Raw genomic sequence first — 15633 nt, 5'->3', positions numbered from 1 at the left:
GCGTTTTTCCGACTATACCACCCGCGACGGCGCGGCTGGCAAGGAAAATTTAAGGATGTTCGCGAATGAGCCGATATAGTTAGTTCAGAAGCTATCAGGAAGATAAAACATGAAACGAATCGTGATTGCCGGATTACTGGCGCTGATTGCCGGTAGCGCTCAGGCAGACCGTTACCGTCCGGATGTTGAAGTGAACGTACCGCCGGAAGTTTTCAGCTCCAGCGGCCAGCGTGCACAGCCCTGCAATCAGTGCTGTATCTACGAAAACCAGAATTATTCGGAAGGGGCGGTCATTAAGACCGATGGGGTTCTGCTGCAGTGTCAGCGCGACGAAAAAGCCATCAGCACGAATCCGCTGGTCTGGCGGCGCGTAAAGCCATAAATGCTTCCAGGAGCGGAATATCCGCCGGGGCCAGCGTATAATCCAGCGCTGCCTGCGGTGTACACCACACCAGCGCGCTGTGGTAGTGCGCCGTCAGTTCGCCGCTGAAGCCGGGCACATGCCAGGCGTACAGATGGATAATCCGCCCTGAAATTTCACGCTGGTGGCTGGCTACGTACACGCCAGGCGTTGCGGTGATCCCCAGCTCCTCCTGCAGCTCGCGAACCAGCGCCTGCGGCTGGCTTTCACCGGCTTCGACTTTCCCACCAGCAAATTCCCACATGCCTGCCTGATCGGCATGTGCAGGACGCTGTGCCAGCAGAATTTTGCCGTCTTTCTCGATTATCGCGGCAACAACATCAATCTTTTTAAGCATATGAATCAACATTCTGAAAAGCAGGATGCCATAATATCGCTCTCTTCTTCATAGCAACAGCGTGACCTGGAGTCAGAAGTGAAAAAACATGCGCCATGGGTGCCGCCCCTCGATAAGCTTCCCGTGAGTCTGAAACCCATCGTTTCGCTGCAGAAAAAACATTATGGCGCAGTGCTGAACCCGACGCGCTGGTGGGGGCGAATGCCTCGCCTGTTCTGGCTGGTGGCGCTGTTTGTCGGCTGGCTGGAGCGTCGCCGTGCGCGGCTGGCGCCGGAGCTGCGTGCGCTGCTGATGACCCGGGTCTCGCAGGTGTGTCATTGCGCCTTTTGCATTGATGCCAACAGCCTGCGGCTGGCAGAGCGCAGCGGGGCGATGGATAAAGTGCTGGCAGTAGCCGAATGGCCGCAGTCGTCGCTGTTTAACGAGAAAGAGCGTGCGGCGCTGGCCTATGCCGATGCGGTGACGGCGACGCCTCCGCAGGTAGACGATGCACTGAAAGCGGAGCTGACCTGCCATTTTACCCTGGATGAGATAAGCGAAATGACGGCGTTAATCGCCTTCCAGAATCTTTCGGCACGCTTCAACGCAGCGCTGGATATTCCTTCCCAGGGGCTGTGTCAGAGCGGAGGGCGGCCGGATGCTTGACCGTCATCTGCACCCACGAATTAAGCCACTACTTAATGCGCTGGCGCTGCCGCTGGAAAAAGCGGGAGTGAGCGCCGATGGCGTGACGCTCACCGGCTTTGCCATCGGCGTGCTGGCACTGCCGTTTCTGGCGCTGGGCTGGTACCTTCCGGCACTGGTGGTGATAGTGCTGAATCGCCTGCTTGATGGGCTGGACGGTGCGCTGGCGCGGCGGCGCGGATTAAGCGATGCCGGGGGCTTTCTCGATATTTCTCTCGATTTTCTGTTTTACGCGCTGGTGCCGTTTGGTTTTATTCTTGCTTCCCCGGCGCAGAACGCGCTGGCGGGAGGATGGCTGCTGTTTGCTTTTATCGGTACCGGCAGCAGTTTTCTGGCTTTTGCGGCGCTGGCGGCAAAGCACCAGATTGATAACCCAGGCTATGCACATAAGTCGTTTTATTACCTGGGGGGGCTAACCGAGGGTAGCGAAACTATCGCTCTGTTTGTACTGTGTTGCCTGTTTCCAGCCTGTTTCCAGCCTGGTTTCCGTGGCTGGCGTGGTTGTTTGGCGCACTGTGCTGGCTCACTACCCTGACGCGTATCTGGAGCGGATACCTGGCGTTAAAGCGCTGCGAGTGAATCTTGCCGGATAAGGCGTTAACCCTATCCGGCAGGGATTGCCGATTACATCTCCTGACCCGGGCCGCGCTCACCGCGCTGTACCGGGTTTTTGGCATCAGAGCTCCACTCATACCAGCCGCCGTCATAAACGGAGATATTCGGCCAGCCCATGGCCCGGGCGTACATGAAGGTTTCTGAGGCGCGCCAGCCGGTACCGCAGTAGAACGATACCTGCTGTGACGGCAGGATATTCCACGCTTTCCACATCGCGCTGATGTCATCGGCGCTGCGCATGGTGCCGTCCGGATTGTGGAAATCTTCCATGTGGGTGGAGTCGCTACCGGCGTGGCCCCAGCGGGCACCGGCAATTTCACCTTTTGGCTTAATGTAGCTGTAGCCGCTGGTGGTCCCGATGAATTCCGGCCACGAGCGAATGCTGACCAGCGACGCATCCTGGCGGTGCAGCAGCGCGCGGGCCTGATTCATATCAAGCATCAGCTGCGGCTGGCCGGGGATCGGCGCGCCAAAATCAGGCTCTGCTTTTACCGTCGACGGCGTCCCTCGCTCGACCGGCAGATTGCTGTCGCTCCAGGTTTTCCAGCCACCGTCGAGCAGGCGGACATCTTTCACCCCGGCATACAGCATGATCTGCGCCACGCGTGCGGCGGCGTAAACATCACGACCGTAGAGGATCACCGTGGTGTCGTGGCGAATACCGTGCTTCGCCAGCATGGCTTTAAGAAAGGCGTCTGGCACTTTATTCCACAGCGGTTCGCTCTCGACTTCGTTGGTATCAATATACCCCGCGCCCGGAATATGGCTCAGCAGGAAATATTTCGGCGCACCCCAGCCCGCTTCTATTACCTTCCAGTCACCGGCCGGTCTGGCGGTAACTGCGTTACCCTGCTGCAGGTCGTGCAGCCACTGCGGATAGACCAGCTGCTCGAAGTGAGCGAGTTTCTGCAGACGCTCCGGGGAGCTCAGGGCATCGCTCAGGGTTGCGGTGCGGTCAAAGCCCGCTTTGTGCAACCGCGCGGTAACGGCGTTGACGTCGTCCGGATTACCGTACAGCGCCAGAGGCGTATCCGGCTTCAACTGCTGCGCTTTCGCCCAGGCGGTGAGCTGCTCGTCGCTCATTGCTGAAAGCCAGCGAGCGGCCAGATTACGTGCGGCGGGTTCATGCCCCTGCGGGCCGTTAGCCGTCTGCGGCCAGCCGTTGTAAAACGCGCTCGGGCGCGTATCGATAATGATACCGTTTTGCTGCTGGATCTGTGCGAAGGTGAGGGCAGAGGCCATTTCAGCGGCCAGCGTTGAAGCAGAAGAGGTCAGCCCGATAAGCAGGGCCAGCGCGGTCAGTTGAGAAACACGTTTCATCGAATTGCCCGTCCCAGGTAAATTGAAGCGTCATTCTGGAGCTCCGTTCGGAGAAATACGTTGCGCTAACGCAGGTTATTGCCAGCTTTCAATCTGCAGACAACGGCCACCTGGCGGTATATCGGCAGCGTCGTGGGTGACCAGCACCACCGGAATAGCCAGCCCCGAAAGCTCGGCAAACACCCATTCGCGAAAGCGCTCGCGCAGGGGGGCATCCAGCCGGTTAAAAGGCTCATCAAGCAGCAGCGCTTTCGGTTGTGCCAGCATCGCGCGCAGCAGGCTAACCCGTGCCCGCTGGCCGCCGGAGAGCGTTGCCGGATCGCGGGCGTAAAAACCGGCGAGACCGGCTTCAGTCAGGGCGGCCTCAACCATTTCCCGACGCTCACCGCCTTTCACGCTCGCCGGTAGCGCCAGCAGCAGGTTTTTCCCCACGCTAAAGTGGTCGAACAGCAGCGCGTCCTGAAACAGGACCCCGATTTCCCGCTGGGCAGTAGTGAGCCCATCCAGCCGACGGTCGTTGAGCCACAGCTCTCCTTGTGCCTTAAACGGCGCGGGCAGCGCACCAATCATCCAGGCAAACAGCGTAGATTTACCGCTGCCGGAAGCGCCCATCAGGGTGACGACTTCTCCGGGCTCAACGCTGAAGCTGACATGGTTAAGCCGCGGCGCGGTATTGAGCGCAAGCGTGAGATTATTGACGATAAGCATCAGCGGAGTCCTTGTCGATAGTGCGCGACCGCGCGCGTAAGCAGGGCGACCAGGGTAAACATCAGCGCCGGAAGCAGCAGTTGCCAGAGCGAGGATATCGCGAGCCAGTGCAGCGAGCCGCCGCTGCTTTGCGCGACGGCATCGGTCGTCAGCGTCGGGACGCGACCGCCGCCGAGCCACAGGGTTGGTAAATACTGGGCAATACTCACGGAAAACCCCACGGCGAGGGCAGAGAGAATAGCGCGCATCAACTGCGGGCATTTCACCTGCAGGAAAATCCGCCCCTGCGACCAGCCCAGCGTGCGGGCAATCAGCAGCAGACGCGGGTCGAGCCGCCGCCACGCCGGATGCAGCACAAACAGCATCCACGGCACCACCCACAACAAGTGCCCCCAGAATACGGCGATAAAGCTGCCGTCGAGCCACAGGTGTAGCACCAGCTGATATTGTCCGGCAACCAGCGGCAGTGCGGGTAACAGCAGGGGAAGAAATAGCCAGGGCGTGAGTCTGGCGATACCCCATTCAAGCCAGAGCAGGCACAGAACGCCGCCACACAGGCAGGAGAGTAGCGCCAGCCAGAGACTGTTATTCAGACTTTCTGTCGTGGGCAAGGCCAGCCGTGCCATCGCCAGCAGCACCACGACGCAGAGCACGCCGCTGCCAGGCAGCGCTAACGAAAATGTCTGCCCTGCAGGATGGGATCTCTGCTGACGGCGTACACCATCCGCACGCGGTGCGCGGCGTTGCTGTAAACGCCAGCCGCCGAAGATAATAAGCGCCATTACGGCGAGAAGCATCACCAGCAGCAGGCAGGCAAGCTGACCCTTGGTCTGCTGCAAAGCATCAATCTGGTTTAGCCAGCTCCAGGCGAGTACCGCCAGGGTGGGCGGGTTTCCTGGCCCCAGCATTAGCGCCACATCCACCACCGAGAGCGTCCACGCACCCGTGGCCAGCAGTACCAGCCCGAGAGCAGGCGCGATGGCCGGGAGTACCAGCATATTCAGACACTGCCAGCGGCTGTAGCCGAGGCTTTTCAGCACCAGCGTTTGCTGCGCCAGCCGCTTTTCTCCCAGTACGCCATACATCGCCCACAGGATGAATCCGCTCTCTTTGACCGCAAGCGTCAACCCCATACCGATGCCATAACGATCCACCAGCGGCGTACAGCGACCGCAGAGCTGGAACAGCCAGCCGCCCTCGGCGAAGAGCAGCAGCGCGCTGGCGGCAAAGGCAACGTGCGGTATTGCCAGCAGCAGCGGCAGGCGACTTATCAGCTTTTGCCAGCCGGCAGAGGGCCACAGGGCGGCCATGGCGCACAGCGCAATCATCAGCGCGCCGCCGGTCGCTATCAGGCTTGATACCAGCGTTGCCGTCAGCGCCTGCGGCACCTGCGGGTCGGCAAACAACGCCTGCCAGTTCGCGCTCGAAAATGCCGGTGAGAACAGCAGCCCGGCGGCGGGGAGCAAAGGCAGCATAACCGCCATCATTGCCGCCAGCGTCAGGAGGGTTAGTAAGTACCGTAACGATGCAGCCATGCCTGTTCCAGTGCGCTAACCCATGCAGCATGCGGCTCTGCCAGAACCGGTGGTGATTTTTGCGGCAGGCGCGAGGCAAGCGTTGCCCGTAGTGCTGGCTCGAGCTTCGCCGGATCGAGCACGCTCGGATCGCCCCAGATAGTCGGGTCTGATTTACGCAACTGGGCTTCCGGCGACAGCAGGAAGTTTGCCACCACCTGAGCACCTGCCGTGGCGCGGGCATTGGCAGGGATCGCCACAAAGTGGACGTTACCGATCATGCCCTTCTTAAAACCGAAGCTGTAGCTGTCGTCCGGCAGTTCACCGCTGGCCATTTTTTGCCGGGCATGCATTGGGTTAAAGGTCAGGGACAGGCGCAGCGTCCCCTGGGCAAGCATGGTGTCCATCCGCGCAGGAGACGCCGGGAAGTCTTTCCCTTGCCGCCATAACCAGGGGTGTAGTTTGTCGAGATAAGCCCACAGCGGGGCGGTCACTGCGACAAAGGTGCTGTTATCCGGCGGTTGTTTCAGCAGCTGTGGGTCCGGCGTCAGCGCCAGCAGCAGTTGTTCAAGAAACGCTGTGGCGGTGAAATCCGGCGGGCGTGGATAGGTTACCGTTCCGGGGTTTGCCTGCGCGTAGCGCAGTAGTGCCTCCGGTGAGGTGGGCGGTGCTGACGTTTCTGAACGACGGGCGATAAAAGTTAACTGAGCGCTGCCCCAGGGCGATTCCGCTCCGTCCACGGGCACGGAAAAATCTTCCCGCACCGGTTTTTGGGTATCGACATAGCGCCAGTTCGGTAGCGTTTCCGCCCACCCGGTGCGCAAAAGATTTGCCTCTTTCAGGCTGCGAAAGTTCTCGCCATTCACCCACAGCAGGTCAATCGAGCCGTTATGGGTACGTCCGGCAGCAGCTTCGCTCTTGATGCGTTTAACGCTGTCGGCGGCATCGGCAATCGGCACCACGCGAAGCGTGACGGCGTAGTGGCGTTTTACTTCTCCACTGACCCAGTCAAGATAGTGGTTTACGGCGGGATCGCCGCCCCAGGCGTTGAACCACACGGTCTGGCCGTGGGCTTCCTGTTTTATCTGCTGCCAGCTATCGGTGGCAAAGGCATGGCCTGCGGTGAGCAGTCCGGCGGTGAGGAGGAGGTAATAACGCACACGGCGCATAATGCATCCTTAATGTTGAACAAAACGGGCCAGCAGCTTGCGCGATACCAGCGGCAACAGACCTATCAGCGCGAAAGCGCCCAGCAGGCCAGGGGAGAGTATATCCTGCAATGAGTGCAGATTTCCGAGCTCTCGCCCGGCATTCAGATAAACCACCGTCGCGGGCAGCATACCGAGCTGGCTGACCCACCAGTAGCGCATAGCGCCAATTCGCGTGACGCCCGCCAGCAGGTTCACCAGAAAAAACGGTAACAGCGGCATCAACCGCAGCGCAAAGAGGTAAAACGCCCCATCGCGCGCGATGCCAGCGTTAACGGTCGCCATTTGTCGGGGAAAACGCCCGCAGACCCAGTTTGCCAGCAGATAGCGGCTCGCCAGCATCGCCAGCAGCGCGCCGAGCGTTGAGGCAAACGAGACGAGTGGAATGGCTATCCACAGCGGGGACAGCGACCCGCCAAGCAGCGTTAACAGCGCCGCTCCGGGGATAGATAACGCGGACACCGCCACGTACAGGGCAAAATAGAGCACCGCCCCGAGGAGGGGATGCTGGTGCCATTCGGCGCTAAGCGCCTGATGAGATTGCTGCAGGGCGTTCAGGGAGAGCATGTCGCGGGGGATAAGCGTAAACCCCGCGACGATGCAGACGATGAGGATAACCAGCAGCGAGAGCTGATGACGATTCAACCGCGTTTATTTTCCTTTAAAGGTTGCCCAGACCGGCGCGTGGTCGGACGGTTTTTCCATGCTGCGGATGTCGTAGTCGATGCCGGTTTCGACGCAGTGCTGGGCCAGCGGGTTGCTTGCCAGCAGCAGATCTATGCGCAGGCCGCGGTTATCGTCAAAACCTTTGGAGCGGTAGTCGAACCACGAGAAGCGGTCGTGGTTATCCGGGTTAGCGTGGCGCCAGGTATCTACCAGCCCCCAGCCCAGCAGGCGCTGCATCCACTCGCGCTCTTCCGGCAGGAAGGAGCATTTGCCGGTGCGCAGCCAGCGTTTGCGGCTGTCTTCGCCAATGCCGATATCCAGATCCGTCGGGCTGATGTTCATATCACCCATGATTAGTACCGGATTGTCCTTATTCAGCTCGCCGGTTAGGTAATCCTGCAGATCCTGATAGAACCGGGTTTTAGCAGGGAACTTCGTCGGATGGTCGCGGCTTTCACCCTGCGGGAAGTAGCCGTTAATCACGGTGACAGTGCCGAATGGCGAAGGGATGTCCGCCATGATGATGCGGCGCTGGGCCTCTTCGTCATCGCCCGGAAAACCGCGACGTACGGCAATGGGTGTTTCTTTGGTCAGCAGCGCCACGCCGTAGTGGCCTTTCTGCCCGTGATAAAAGACGTTGTAACCGAGTTTGGCGACATCTTCGAGCGGGAACATGTCGTCGTGAACCTTTGTCTCCTGCAGGCCAATGACGTCGGGCTGATGTTTCTCGACGATGGCTTCCAGTTGATGAGGGCGGGCGCGCAGGCCGTTGATATTAAAAGAAACAAATTTCATAGTCGCTGCCACTGTGCAAGGTGAATTGTGCAGGAATGGTAGCAGAATTTCATCACGGTGACTGCATTAGCGCAGGATATTCTGCCGATTGCAGCGATACCTGGTCATCACGGTGCAATGTGTGCCCAAAAGCGACGCATTTCGCCCTAAAACGGGGCATCTCTCTGCGATAAATTTCGTAGACGATCACAAATCACGAATTCAGTTTTACTAATGCATAATGCTGCAGTTATTAGCACTTCTAATGGCGCTTATTCGCGCTTTTATGCACTTATTATGCATTCATTGTGAATGGTGGCTTGCTGTAACTCATTGATTTTTAGTTTTCACCCTCCGGTTATGCAAATTTAGCGCTGGCTGGCACGAACCGTGCAATCTACATTTACAGCGCAAACACACCATAATTTTTAACATTATCTACACATATAATTTACCGGAAGAGGTCACTATGTCTCAGTCAATTACGCGTAGCAATTTTGATGAATGGATGATGCCGGTTTACGCGCCGGCGGCCTTTATTCCGGTGCGTGGAGCGGGTTCACGCCTGTGGGATCAGCAGGGTAAAGAGTACATCGACTTCGCCGGAGGGATTGCCGTTAACGCCCTGGGGCACGCGCACCCGGCGATGGTCAAAGCGCTCACCGAACAGGCGCAAAAATTCTGGCATACCGGCAACGGCTACACCAACGAACCGGCGCTGCGCCTTGCCAAACAGCTGATTGACGCCACCTTCGCCGAACGGATTTTCTTCTGTAACTCCGGGGCGGAAGCCAACGAGGCGGCGCTGAAGCTGGCGCGTAAGTACGCGCATGACCATTTCGGCAAACAGAAGAGCGGGATTGTGGCGTTCAAAAACGCCTTCCACGGCCGCACGCTGTTTACCGTTTCCGCTGGCGGACAGCCGTCTTATTCTCAGGATTTCACGCCGCTGCCGCCGGACATCAGCCATGCGGTATATAACTCGCTGGAGTCCGCGCGTGAGCTGATTAATGACAATACCTGCGCGGTGATCGTTGAGCCGATGCAGGGGGAAGGTGGCGTGGTCCCGGCAACGCCGGAGTTCCTGAAAGGGCTACGTGAGCTTTGCGATCAACACAACGCGCTGCTGATTTTTGATGAAGTACAAACCGGCGTTGGCCGCACCGGTGAACTGTATGCCTATATGCACTACGGCGTCACCCCGGATCTCCTCTCTACCGCCAAAGCGCTGGGAGGCGGTTTCCCGATTGGCGCACTGCTGACGACAGAAAAATGCGCGGCGGTGATGACCGTGGGCACGCATGGCACGACCTACGGTGGCAACCCGCTGGCGAGCGCCGTTGCCGGAGAGGTGCTCTCTATTATTAACACCCGTGAAGTGCTGAACGGGGTTAAACAGCGTCACCAGTGGTTTAGTGAACGTTTGCAGGCGATTAACAACAAGCTGGGGCTGTTCCAGGAAATTCGTGGAATGGGCCTGCTGATTGGCTGCGTACTGAAAGAAGAATATGCCGGCAAGGCGAAGGCCATCAGCCAGCTTGCAGCGGAAGAAGGGGTGATGATCCTGATAGCTGGAGCCAACGTGGTGCGTTTCGCCCCAGCGCTGATTATCAGTGAAGAAGAAGTGAGTGTTGGTCTTGATCGCTTTGCGGTTGCCTGTGAGCGCTTCATCAAAGGACAGTCATCATGATGGTCATCCGTCCGGTCGGGCGCGAGGATTTGCCTGCACTGTTGAAACTGGCAGGGAAAACGGGGGGCGGGCTGACCTCGCTCCCGGCTGATGAAACCACCCTTGCGGCGCGAATTGAGCGTGCAATCGCGACCTGGGAAGGTACGCTGCCGAAAAGCGATCAGGGTTACGTTTTTGTGCTGGAAGATTCAACCACCGGCACGGTGGCGGGGATTTGCGCCATTGAAGTCGCGGTTGGTCTTAACGACCCGTGGTACAACTACCGCGTGGGGACGATGGTTCACGCTTCGAAAGAACTGGGCGTGTATAACGCGTTGCCGACGCTGTTCCTCACTCATGACCACACCGGCAGCAGCGAGCTGTGCACGCTGTTCCTTGACCCGGAATGGCGTAAAGAGGGCAACGGCTATCTGTTGTCGAAGTCGCGCTTCATGTTTATGGCGGCCTTCCGCGATCGCTTTAATGACAAAGTGGTGGCGGAGATGCGCGGAGTTATCGACGAACACGGTTATTCACCGTTCTGGGAAAGCCTTGGTCAGCGCTTCTTCTCGATGGAGTTTGCCCGCGCTGATTATCTTTGTGGCACCGGGCAGAAGGCGTTTATCGCCGAACTTATGCCGAAACACCCCATTTATACCGATTTCTTAAGTGAAGAAGCCAAAGCGGTGATAGGCCAGGTGCATCCGCAAACTGCGCCAGCTCGTGCGGTACTGGAGAAAGAAGGTTTCCGTTACCGTAACTACGTCGATATTTTTGACGGTGGCCCGACGCTTGAGTGTGACATCGACCGGGTACGCGCCATCCGTAAAAGCCGCCTGGTAGAGGTGGTGGAAGGACAGCCGGCACCGGGTGAATTACCGGCTTGCCTGGTCTCCAATGAGCAATATCAGCAATTCCGCGCCATGCTTATTCATGCCGACCCGCATTGTGAACGGCTGGTGCTTACGGCTCAGCAGCTTGATGCCCTGAAATGTCATGCCGGCGATCGTATCCGTCTGGTTCGTCTTTGCCCCGAGGAGAAAAAGCAATGAGTTTATGGATTAACGGTGACTGGGTCACCGGTCGCGGCAATGCCCGCAGCAAAGCGAACCCGGTGACGCATGAGTTGCTGTGGAGTGGCAACGATGCCGACGCTGAACAGGTGGCGCAGGCGGTGCAGGCGGCGCGCCGGGCATTTCCTCAGTGGGCGAGAAAAGCGTTCAGCGAGCGCCAGGCAATCGTAGAAAAGTTTGCGGCGTTGCTGGAGAGCCATAAAGATGCGGTAACAGAAACCATCGCCCGTGAAACCGGCAAACCACGCTGGGAAGCGGCGACGGAAGTCACCGCGATGATCAATAAAATCGCCATTTCGGTGAAGTCGTATCACAGCCGTACCGGCGAGCAGGAAACCGCAATGCCTGATGGTGCAGCCACTCTGCGCCACCGTCCGCACGGCGTGCTGGCGGTGTTTGGCCCGTATAATTTCCCGGGGCATCTCCCAAACGGTCATATCGTTCCGGCGTTGCTGGCGGGGAATACCGTGGTGTTTAAGCCAAGCGAACTGACGCCCGGCAGCGGTGAGGTGGTTGTGAAGCTATGGGAGCAGGCGGGCTTACCGGCGGGAGTGTTAAACCTGCTGCAGGGCGGTCGCGAAACCGGCGAGGCGCTGAGCGCTGAAGATAATATCGACGGGGTGCTTTTTACCGGCAGCTCCGCGACCGGTTTCCATCTGCACCGCCAGCTGGCGGGTCAACCGCAGAAAATGCTGGCCCTTGAGATGGGAGGGAATAACCCGCTGATTGTCGATGCACCGAGCGATATCGACGGCGCGGTACATCTGACGATTCAGTCAGCGTTCATCACCGCCGGGCAGCGCTGCACCTGTGCGCGCCGCCTGCTGGTGAAACGTGGCGCCGAAGGCGATGCGTTTCTGGCCCGTCTGGTTGACGTCGCACGCCGCCTGACCCCGGGCCGCTGGGATGCCCAGCCGCAGCCGTTCCTCGGCGGATTAGTTTCCCCGCAGGCCGCGCTGCATGTACATAATGCCTGGCTGACCCACGTGGCGAACGGCGGTAGAACGCTGCTTGAACCACGGGTGCTGGAAGCAGGAACCTCATTATTAACGCCGGGCATTATCGAGATGACGGGCGTGAGTAAGGTGGCGGACGAAGAGGTCTTTGGCCCGCTGCTGTGCGTCTGGCGCTACGATGATTTTGACGAGGCGATCGCGATGGCCAACGCCACTCGCTACGGCCTGGCCTGCGGACTGATTTCACCCGAGCGGGAAAAATTCGACCAGCTGCTGCTCGAGTCTCGCGCCGGGATCGTCAACTGGAACAAACCGCTCACCGGTGCGGCGAGTACGGCACCGTTTGGCGGTACCGGGGCATCGGGCAACCATCGCCCGGGGGCCTGGTATGCCGCAGACTACTGCGCATGGCCGATGGCAAGCCTTGAGTCACCCGCTTTTGCCTTACCGGCTACCCTCAGTCCGGGGCTGGATTTTTCGCGCGGAGAGTCATTATGAACGCCTGGGAAGTCAACTTTGATGGCCTGGTGGGGCTGACGCATCACTACGCCGGGCTCTCTTTTGGTAATGAAGCCTCGACGAAGCACCGCTTTCAGGTCTCTAATCCTCAGCTGGCGGCGAAGCAGGGGCTTTTGAAGATGAAGGCGCTGGCTGACGCCGGTTTTAAGCAGGCGGTGATCCCGCCGCAGGAGCGGCCGAACGTTGCCCTGCTGCGCCAGATTGGTTTTAGCGGTACCGATGAGCAGGTGGTGGAGAAGGCGGCATCGCAGGTGCCGCACCTGCTCTCTGCCGCCAGCTCTGCTTCCTCAATGTGGGTGGCAAATGCCGCCACCGTGGCACCTTCTGCGGATACCCTTGATGGCCGGGTGCATCTGACGGTGGCGAACCTGAACAACAAGTTTCACCGCGCCAGTGAAGCCCCGACGACGGAAGCACTGCTGCGGGCGATTTTCCGTGATGAGCACCATTTCAGCGTTCACCGCGCGCTGCCGCAGGTTGCGATGTTCGGCGATGAAGGCGCAGCCAACCACAACCGTTTTGGCGGTGACTACGGACAGCCTGGCGTGCAGCTGTTTGTCTATGGTCGCGATGAGCACGGTGAGCAGCGCCCGCAGCGTTACCCGGCGCGGCAGACGCTGGAGGCAAGCCAGGCCGTTGCACGGTTAAACCGGGTGAACCCGCATCAACTTATCTTCGCCCAGCAGAATCCGGCGGTGATCGATAAAGGTGTCTTCCACAATGACGTGATTGCGGTGAGTAACCGCCAGGTGCTGTTCTGCCACGAGCAGGCCTTTGTTGACCAGAGCGGGCTGCTCGCGAAGCTCTTGGCGCGTGTGCCGGGCTTTACGCCGGTGGTGGTGCCGGCGGCGCGGGTATCGGTGGAAGATGCCGTTGCTACTTATCTGTTTAACAGCCAGCTGCTGAGCAAGCCCGACGGCAGCATGATGCTGGTATTGCCAAAAGAGTCGCAGCAGCACGAAGGGGTCTGGCGCTACCTCAATGAGGTTCTGGCGCAGGATAACCCGATTAACGAGCTGAAGGTGTTTGACCTGCGTGAGAGCATGGCCAACGGCGGGGGGCCTGCGTGTCTGCGCCTGCGGGTGGTGCTGAACGAGCGCGAGCTGGCGGCGGTGAATCCGGCAGTACTGATGAATGACACGCTGTTCAACGCGCTGAACGACTGGGTCGATCGCCACTATCGTGACCGCTTAACCCAGGCTGATCTCGCCGATCCGCAACTGCTGCGTGAAGGGCGTGAGGCGCTCGACAGATTGACGCAGATCCTGAATCTGGGGTCTGTTTATCCGTTCCAGCGCTAAGGAGCAACGATGCATGACTTTCTGGCGCTGACGCTGACGGGGAAACTGCCCGGTAGCTTTCATGGTGATACTGACCATTTTCGCTGGCACTGGCTCGACAGGGGCATTCTGCAACTGACGCCGCACGAACCCGCGGCTCGCTCGCTGGTGCTTTCGGCGGGCATTCACGGTAATGAAACCGCGCCGGTAGAGATGGTGATGCAACTGCTGGATGCCTTGTTCAACGGCACCCTGGCGCTGCGTTGTCGGCTGCTGGTGGTGCTGGGTAACCCGGCAGCGCTCAGGGACAACCAGCGTTATCTGCACAGCGATATGAACCGCATGTTCGGTGGGCGCTGGCAGAAGTTTGAGCCGAGCGGAGAAACCGCGCGGGCGGCGCTGCTGGAGGAAACCGTGCTGCAGTTCTGGCGGCGAGGGAACGAGCGTGAGCGCTGGCATCTGGATTTGCATACGGCGATCCGTGGCTCCCACCACGTGCGTTTTGGCGTGTTGCCTTCACGTACGACGCCCTGGGATGAAGACTTTCTGCGCTGGCTTGGCGATGCCGGGCTGGAGGCGCTGGTATTCCATCGAGAGCCAGGCGGTACGTTCAGCCACTTCAGCGGTGAGCATGGACGGGCACTTGCCTGTACGCTGGAGCTCGGTAAAGCGCTGCCGTTCGGGCAAAACGATCTCAGCCAGTTTGCACAGACGCAGCGGGCGCTGATGCAGCTTTTGAGCGGTAGCGCGTCGACACCGGCCGCTGATCCACCGCTGCGTTACCGGGTGGCACAGCAGGTGACCCGCCACAGCGAGGCCTTCAGGCTGCATATGTCGGGTGATACGCTCAACTTCACGGCCTTTTCGCCGGGAACTCTGCTGGCGGAAGACGGCGACACGCGTTATGCGGTGGGGAGTGAGACGGAGTATGTGTTGTTCCCGAATCCTTCCGTGGCATTGGGGCTACGCGCCGGTTTAATGCTGGTCCGTGAAGCGTAACGGTAATTCAGACCAGGATCTCAGTATCCTGGTTTTTTTATTAACATTCTCATTTTGATAAATACAGATTTTTCCTGGTGAAACGCTTTATTTTTATTTTTCTTCCCGCTATGCTTTTGTTTAGTTCCCTTTAAAATCATCAAGATGATAATATTTTTATCTCTTTTTCATCATTATTCCTTATTCTCTCCACAATTGAGCAAAAATTGTTTTCTATACTTTCATTGTTTTACTTACGTTCTGACTCATTGACATTAAAGGTCGTAAAGTTAATCACGACAACGCGGCGAATCGCCGCCAGAATAACTGAAAGTAAGGAATAACCGATGAAGAAGATTACTGCTCTGTTTGTTGCCTCTACTCTGGCTCTGGGTGCCGCTAACCTGGCGCATGCTGCAGACACTACCGCGCCGGCAGCATCGTCTGACAGCAAACCGATGATGATGCACCATAAAGGTAAAGGCATGCAGCACGACATGATGTTCCAGGGGCTGAACCTGACCGATGCGCAGAAACAGCAGGTCCGCGACATCATGAAGTCCCAGCGTGAAAACATGAAGCGCCCGTCCGTTGAAGAACGCCGTGCGATGCATGACCTGATCGCAAGCGACAGCTTCGACAAAGCGAAAGCGGAAGCGCAGATCGACAAAATGGCGGCGCAGCACAAAACCATGATGCTCTCCCGTATGGAAGCGCAGAACAAAATCTACAACATTTTGACTCCGGAACAGAAAAAGCAATTTAATGCCAATTTTGAGAAGCGTCTGACAGAACGTTCAGCGCCGGAAGGTAAAATGCCAATGTCTGCTGAGTAACCTCACAGCACACATTCAAGACCGCCGGTCTTGCTCACATTCCGCTAACGTGCGGTGGGCAGGCCCGGCGGTTTT

General features: G+C 58.5%; 15 protein-coding genes and 1 pseudogene. 9 read left to right on the top strand and 7 right to left on the bottom strand.

The genetic code is table 11. The features are described 5' to 3' along the window. Positions 1–109: 109 nt before the first annotated feature. Positions 110–382: a YnjH family protein gene (locus C7387_RS07855; protein ID WP_038258040.1), complete on the top strand. Its 273-nt coding sequence runs from the start codon at positions 110–112 to the stop codon at positions 380–382. Here the strand turns inward: C7387_RS07855 and C7387_RS07850 are convergent. Further along, a complete protein-coding gene (locus C7387_RS07850) occupies positions 342–758 on the bottom strand; it encodes a pyrimidine (deoxy)nucleoside triphosphate diphosphatase (protein WP_038258122.1) in 417 nt (138 codons plus the stop codon). The genes C7387_RS07855 and C7387_RS07850 overlap by 41 nt on opposite strands. Positions 759–836: 78 nt before the next feature. On the opposite strand from C7387_RS07850, the gene C7387_RS07845 reads away from it, so the two are divergent. Continuing rightward, positions 837–1403: a carboxymuconolactone decarboxylase family protein gene (locus C7387_RS07845; RefSeq protein WP_120816431.1), complete on the top strand. Its 567-nt coding sequence runs from the start codon at positions 837–839 to the stop codon at positions 1401–1403. Further along, positions 1396–2021 (top strand): annotated as a pseudogene (locus C7387_RS07840) (CDP-alcohol phosphatidyltransferase family protein). Before C7387_RS07845 ends, C7387_RS07840 begins: the two are co-directional and overlap by 8 nt. Positions 2022–2066: 45 nt before the next feature. Here the strand turns inward: C7387_RS07840 and C7387_RS07835 are convergent. The 6 genes from C7387_RS07835 to xthA all read right to left on the bottom strand — a co-directional run bounded on the left by C7387_RS07835 (position 2067) and on the right by xthA (position 8268). Beyond that, positions 2067–3377, bottom strand: a complete 1311-nt coding sequence (locus C7387_RS07835) for a sulfurtransferase (protein WP_120816430.1) — start codon at positions 3375–3377, stop codon at positions 2067–2069. Positions 3378–3452: 75 nt separating this feature from the next. Further along, the gene (locus C7387_RS07830; RefSeq protein WP_038258031.1) at positions 3453–4085 is read right to left on the bottom strand and encodes an ATP-binding cassette domain-containing protein; all 633 of its coding nucleotides are present in this window, start codon (positions 4083–4085) and stop codon (positions 3453–3455) included. Beyond that, on the bottom strand, positions 4085–5620 hold the full coding sequence (locus tag C7387_RS07825; protein ID WP_120816429.1) for an ABC transporter permease family protein: 1536 nt from the start codon (positions 5618–5620) through the stop codon (positions 4085–4087). Before C7387_RS07825 ends, C7387_RS07830 begins: the two co-directional genes overlap by 1 nt. Beyond that, positions 5593–6768: an ABC transporter substrate-binding protein gene (locus C7387_RS07820; protein ID WP_120816428.1), complete on the bottom strand. Its 1176-nt coding sequence runs from the start codon at positions 6766–6768 to the stop codon at positions 5593–5595. The genes C7387_RS07825 and C7387_RS07820 overlap by 28 nt, the downstream gene beginning before the upstream one ends. 9 nt (positions 6769–6777) lie before the next feature. Next, on the bottom strand, positions 6778–7452 hold the full coding sequence (locus C7387_RS07815) for a TVP38/TMEM64 family protein (RefSeq protein ID WP_120816427.1): 675 nt from the start codon (positions 7450–7452) through the stop codon (positions 6778–6780). Between the two features lie 6 nt (positions 7453–7458). Beyond that, positions 7459–8268 (bottom strand): exodeoxyribonuclease III, encoded by an 810-nt coding sequence (xthA, locus tag C7387_RS07810; RefSeq protein WP_006819601.1) that lies wholly within the window; start codon positions 8266–8268, stop codon positions 7459–7461. A gap of 448 nt (positions 8269–8716) precedes the next feature. On the opposite strand from xthA, the gene astC reads away from it, so the two are divergent. From astC to spy, 6 genes are all read left to right on the top strand, one after another. After that, on the top strand, positions 8717–9937 hold the full coding sequence (gene astC / locus C7387_RS07805) for a succinylornithine/acetylornithine transaminase (protein ID WP_120816426.1): 1221 nt from the start codon (positions 8717–8719) through the stop codon (positions 9935–9937). Further along, positions 9934–10968, top strand: coding sequence for an arginine N-succinyltransferase (astA, locus tag C7387_RS07800; protein ID WP_006819603.1), 1035 nt, complete (start codon positions 9934–9936; stop codon positions 10966–10968). Before astC ends, astA begins: the two co-directional genes overlap by 4 nt. Beyond that, positions 10965–12443, top strand: a complete 1479-nt coding sequence (gene astD, locus C7387_RS07795; RefSeq protein ID WP_120816425.1) for a succinylglutamate-semialdehyde dehydrogenase — start codon at positions 10965–10967, stop codon at positions 12441–12443. The genes astA and astD overlap by 4 nt, the downstream gene beginning before the upstream one ends. Beyond that, on the top strand, positions 12440–13765 hold the full coding sequence (gene astB, locus C7387_RS07790) for an N-succinylarginine dihydrolase (RefSeq protein WP_006819605.1): 1326 nt from the start codon (positions 12440–12442) through the stop codon (positions 13763–13765). The genes astD and astB overlap by 4 nt, the downstream gene beginning before the upstream one ends. Positions 13766–13774: 9 nt before the next feature. Next, on the top strand, positions 13775–14743 hold the full coding sequence (gene astE, locus C7387_RS07785; protein WP_120816424.1) for a succinylglutamate desuccinylase: 969 nt from the start codon (positions 13775–13777) through the stop codon (positions 14741–14743). Between the two features lie 326 nt (positions 14744–15069). Further along, positions 15070–15558 (top strand): ATP-independent periplasmic protein-refolding chaperone Spy, encoded by a 489-nt coding sequence (spy, locus tag C7387_RS07780; RefSeq protein WP_006819608.1) that lies wholly within the window; start codon positions 15070–15072, stop codon positions 15556–15558. Positions 15559–15633 lie beyond the last annotated feature (75 nt).

It is taken from the genome of Yokenella regensburgei, assembly GCF_003634235.1.
Classification (GTDB): Bacteria; Pseudomonadota; Gammaproteobacteria; order Enterobacterales; family Enterobacteriaceae; genus Yokenella; species Yokenella regensburgei.
Note: the sequence above shows the minus strand (reverse complement) of the source record. Positions and strands in the feature narration are given on the sequence as shown.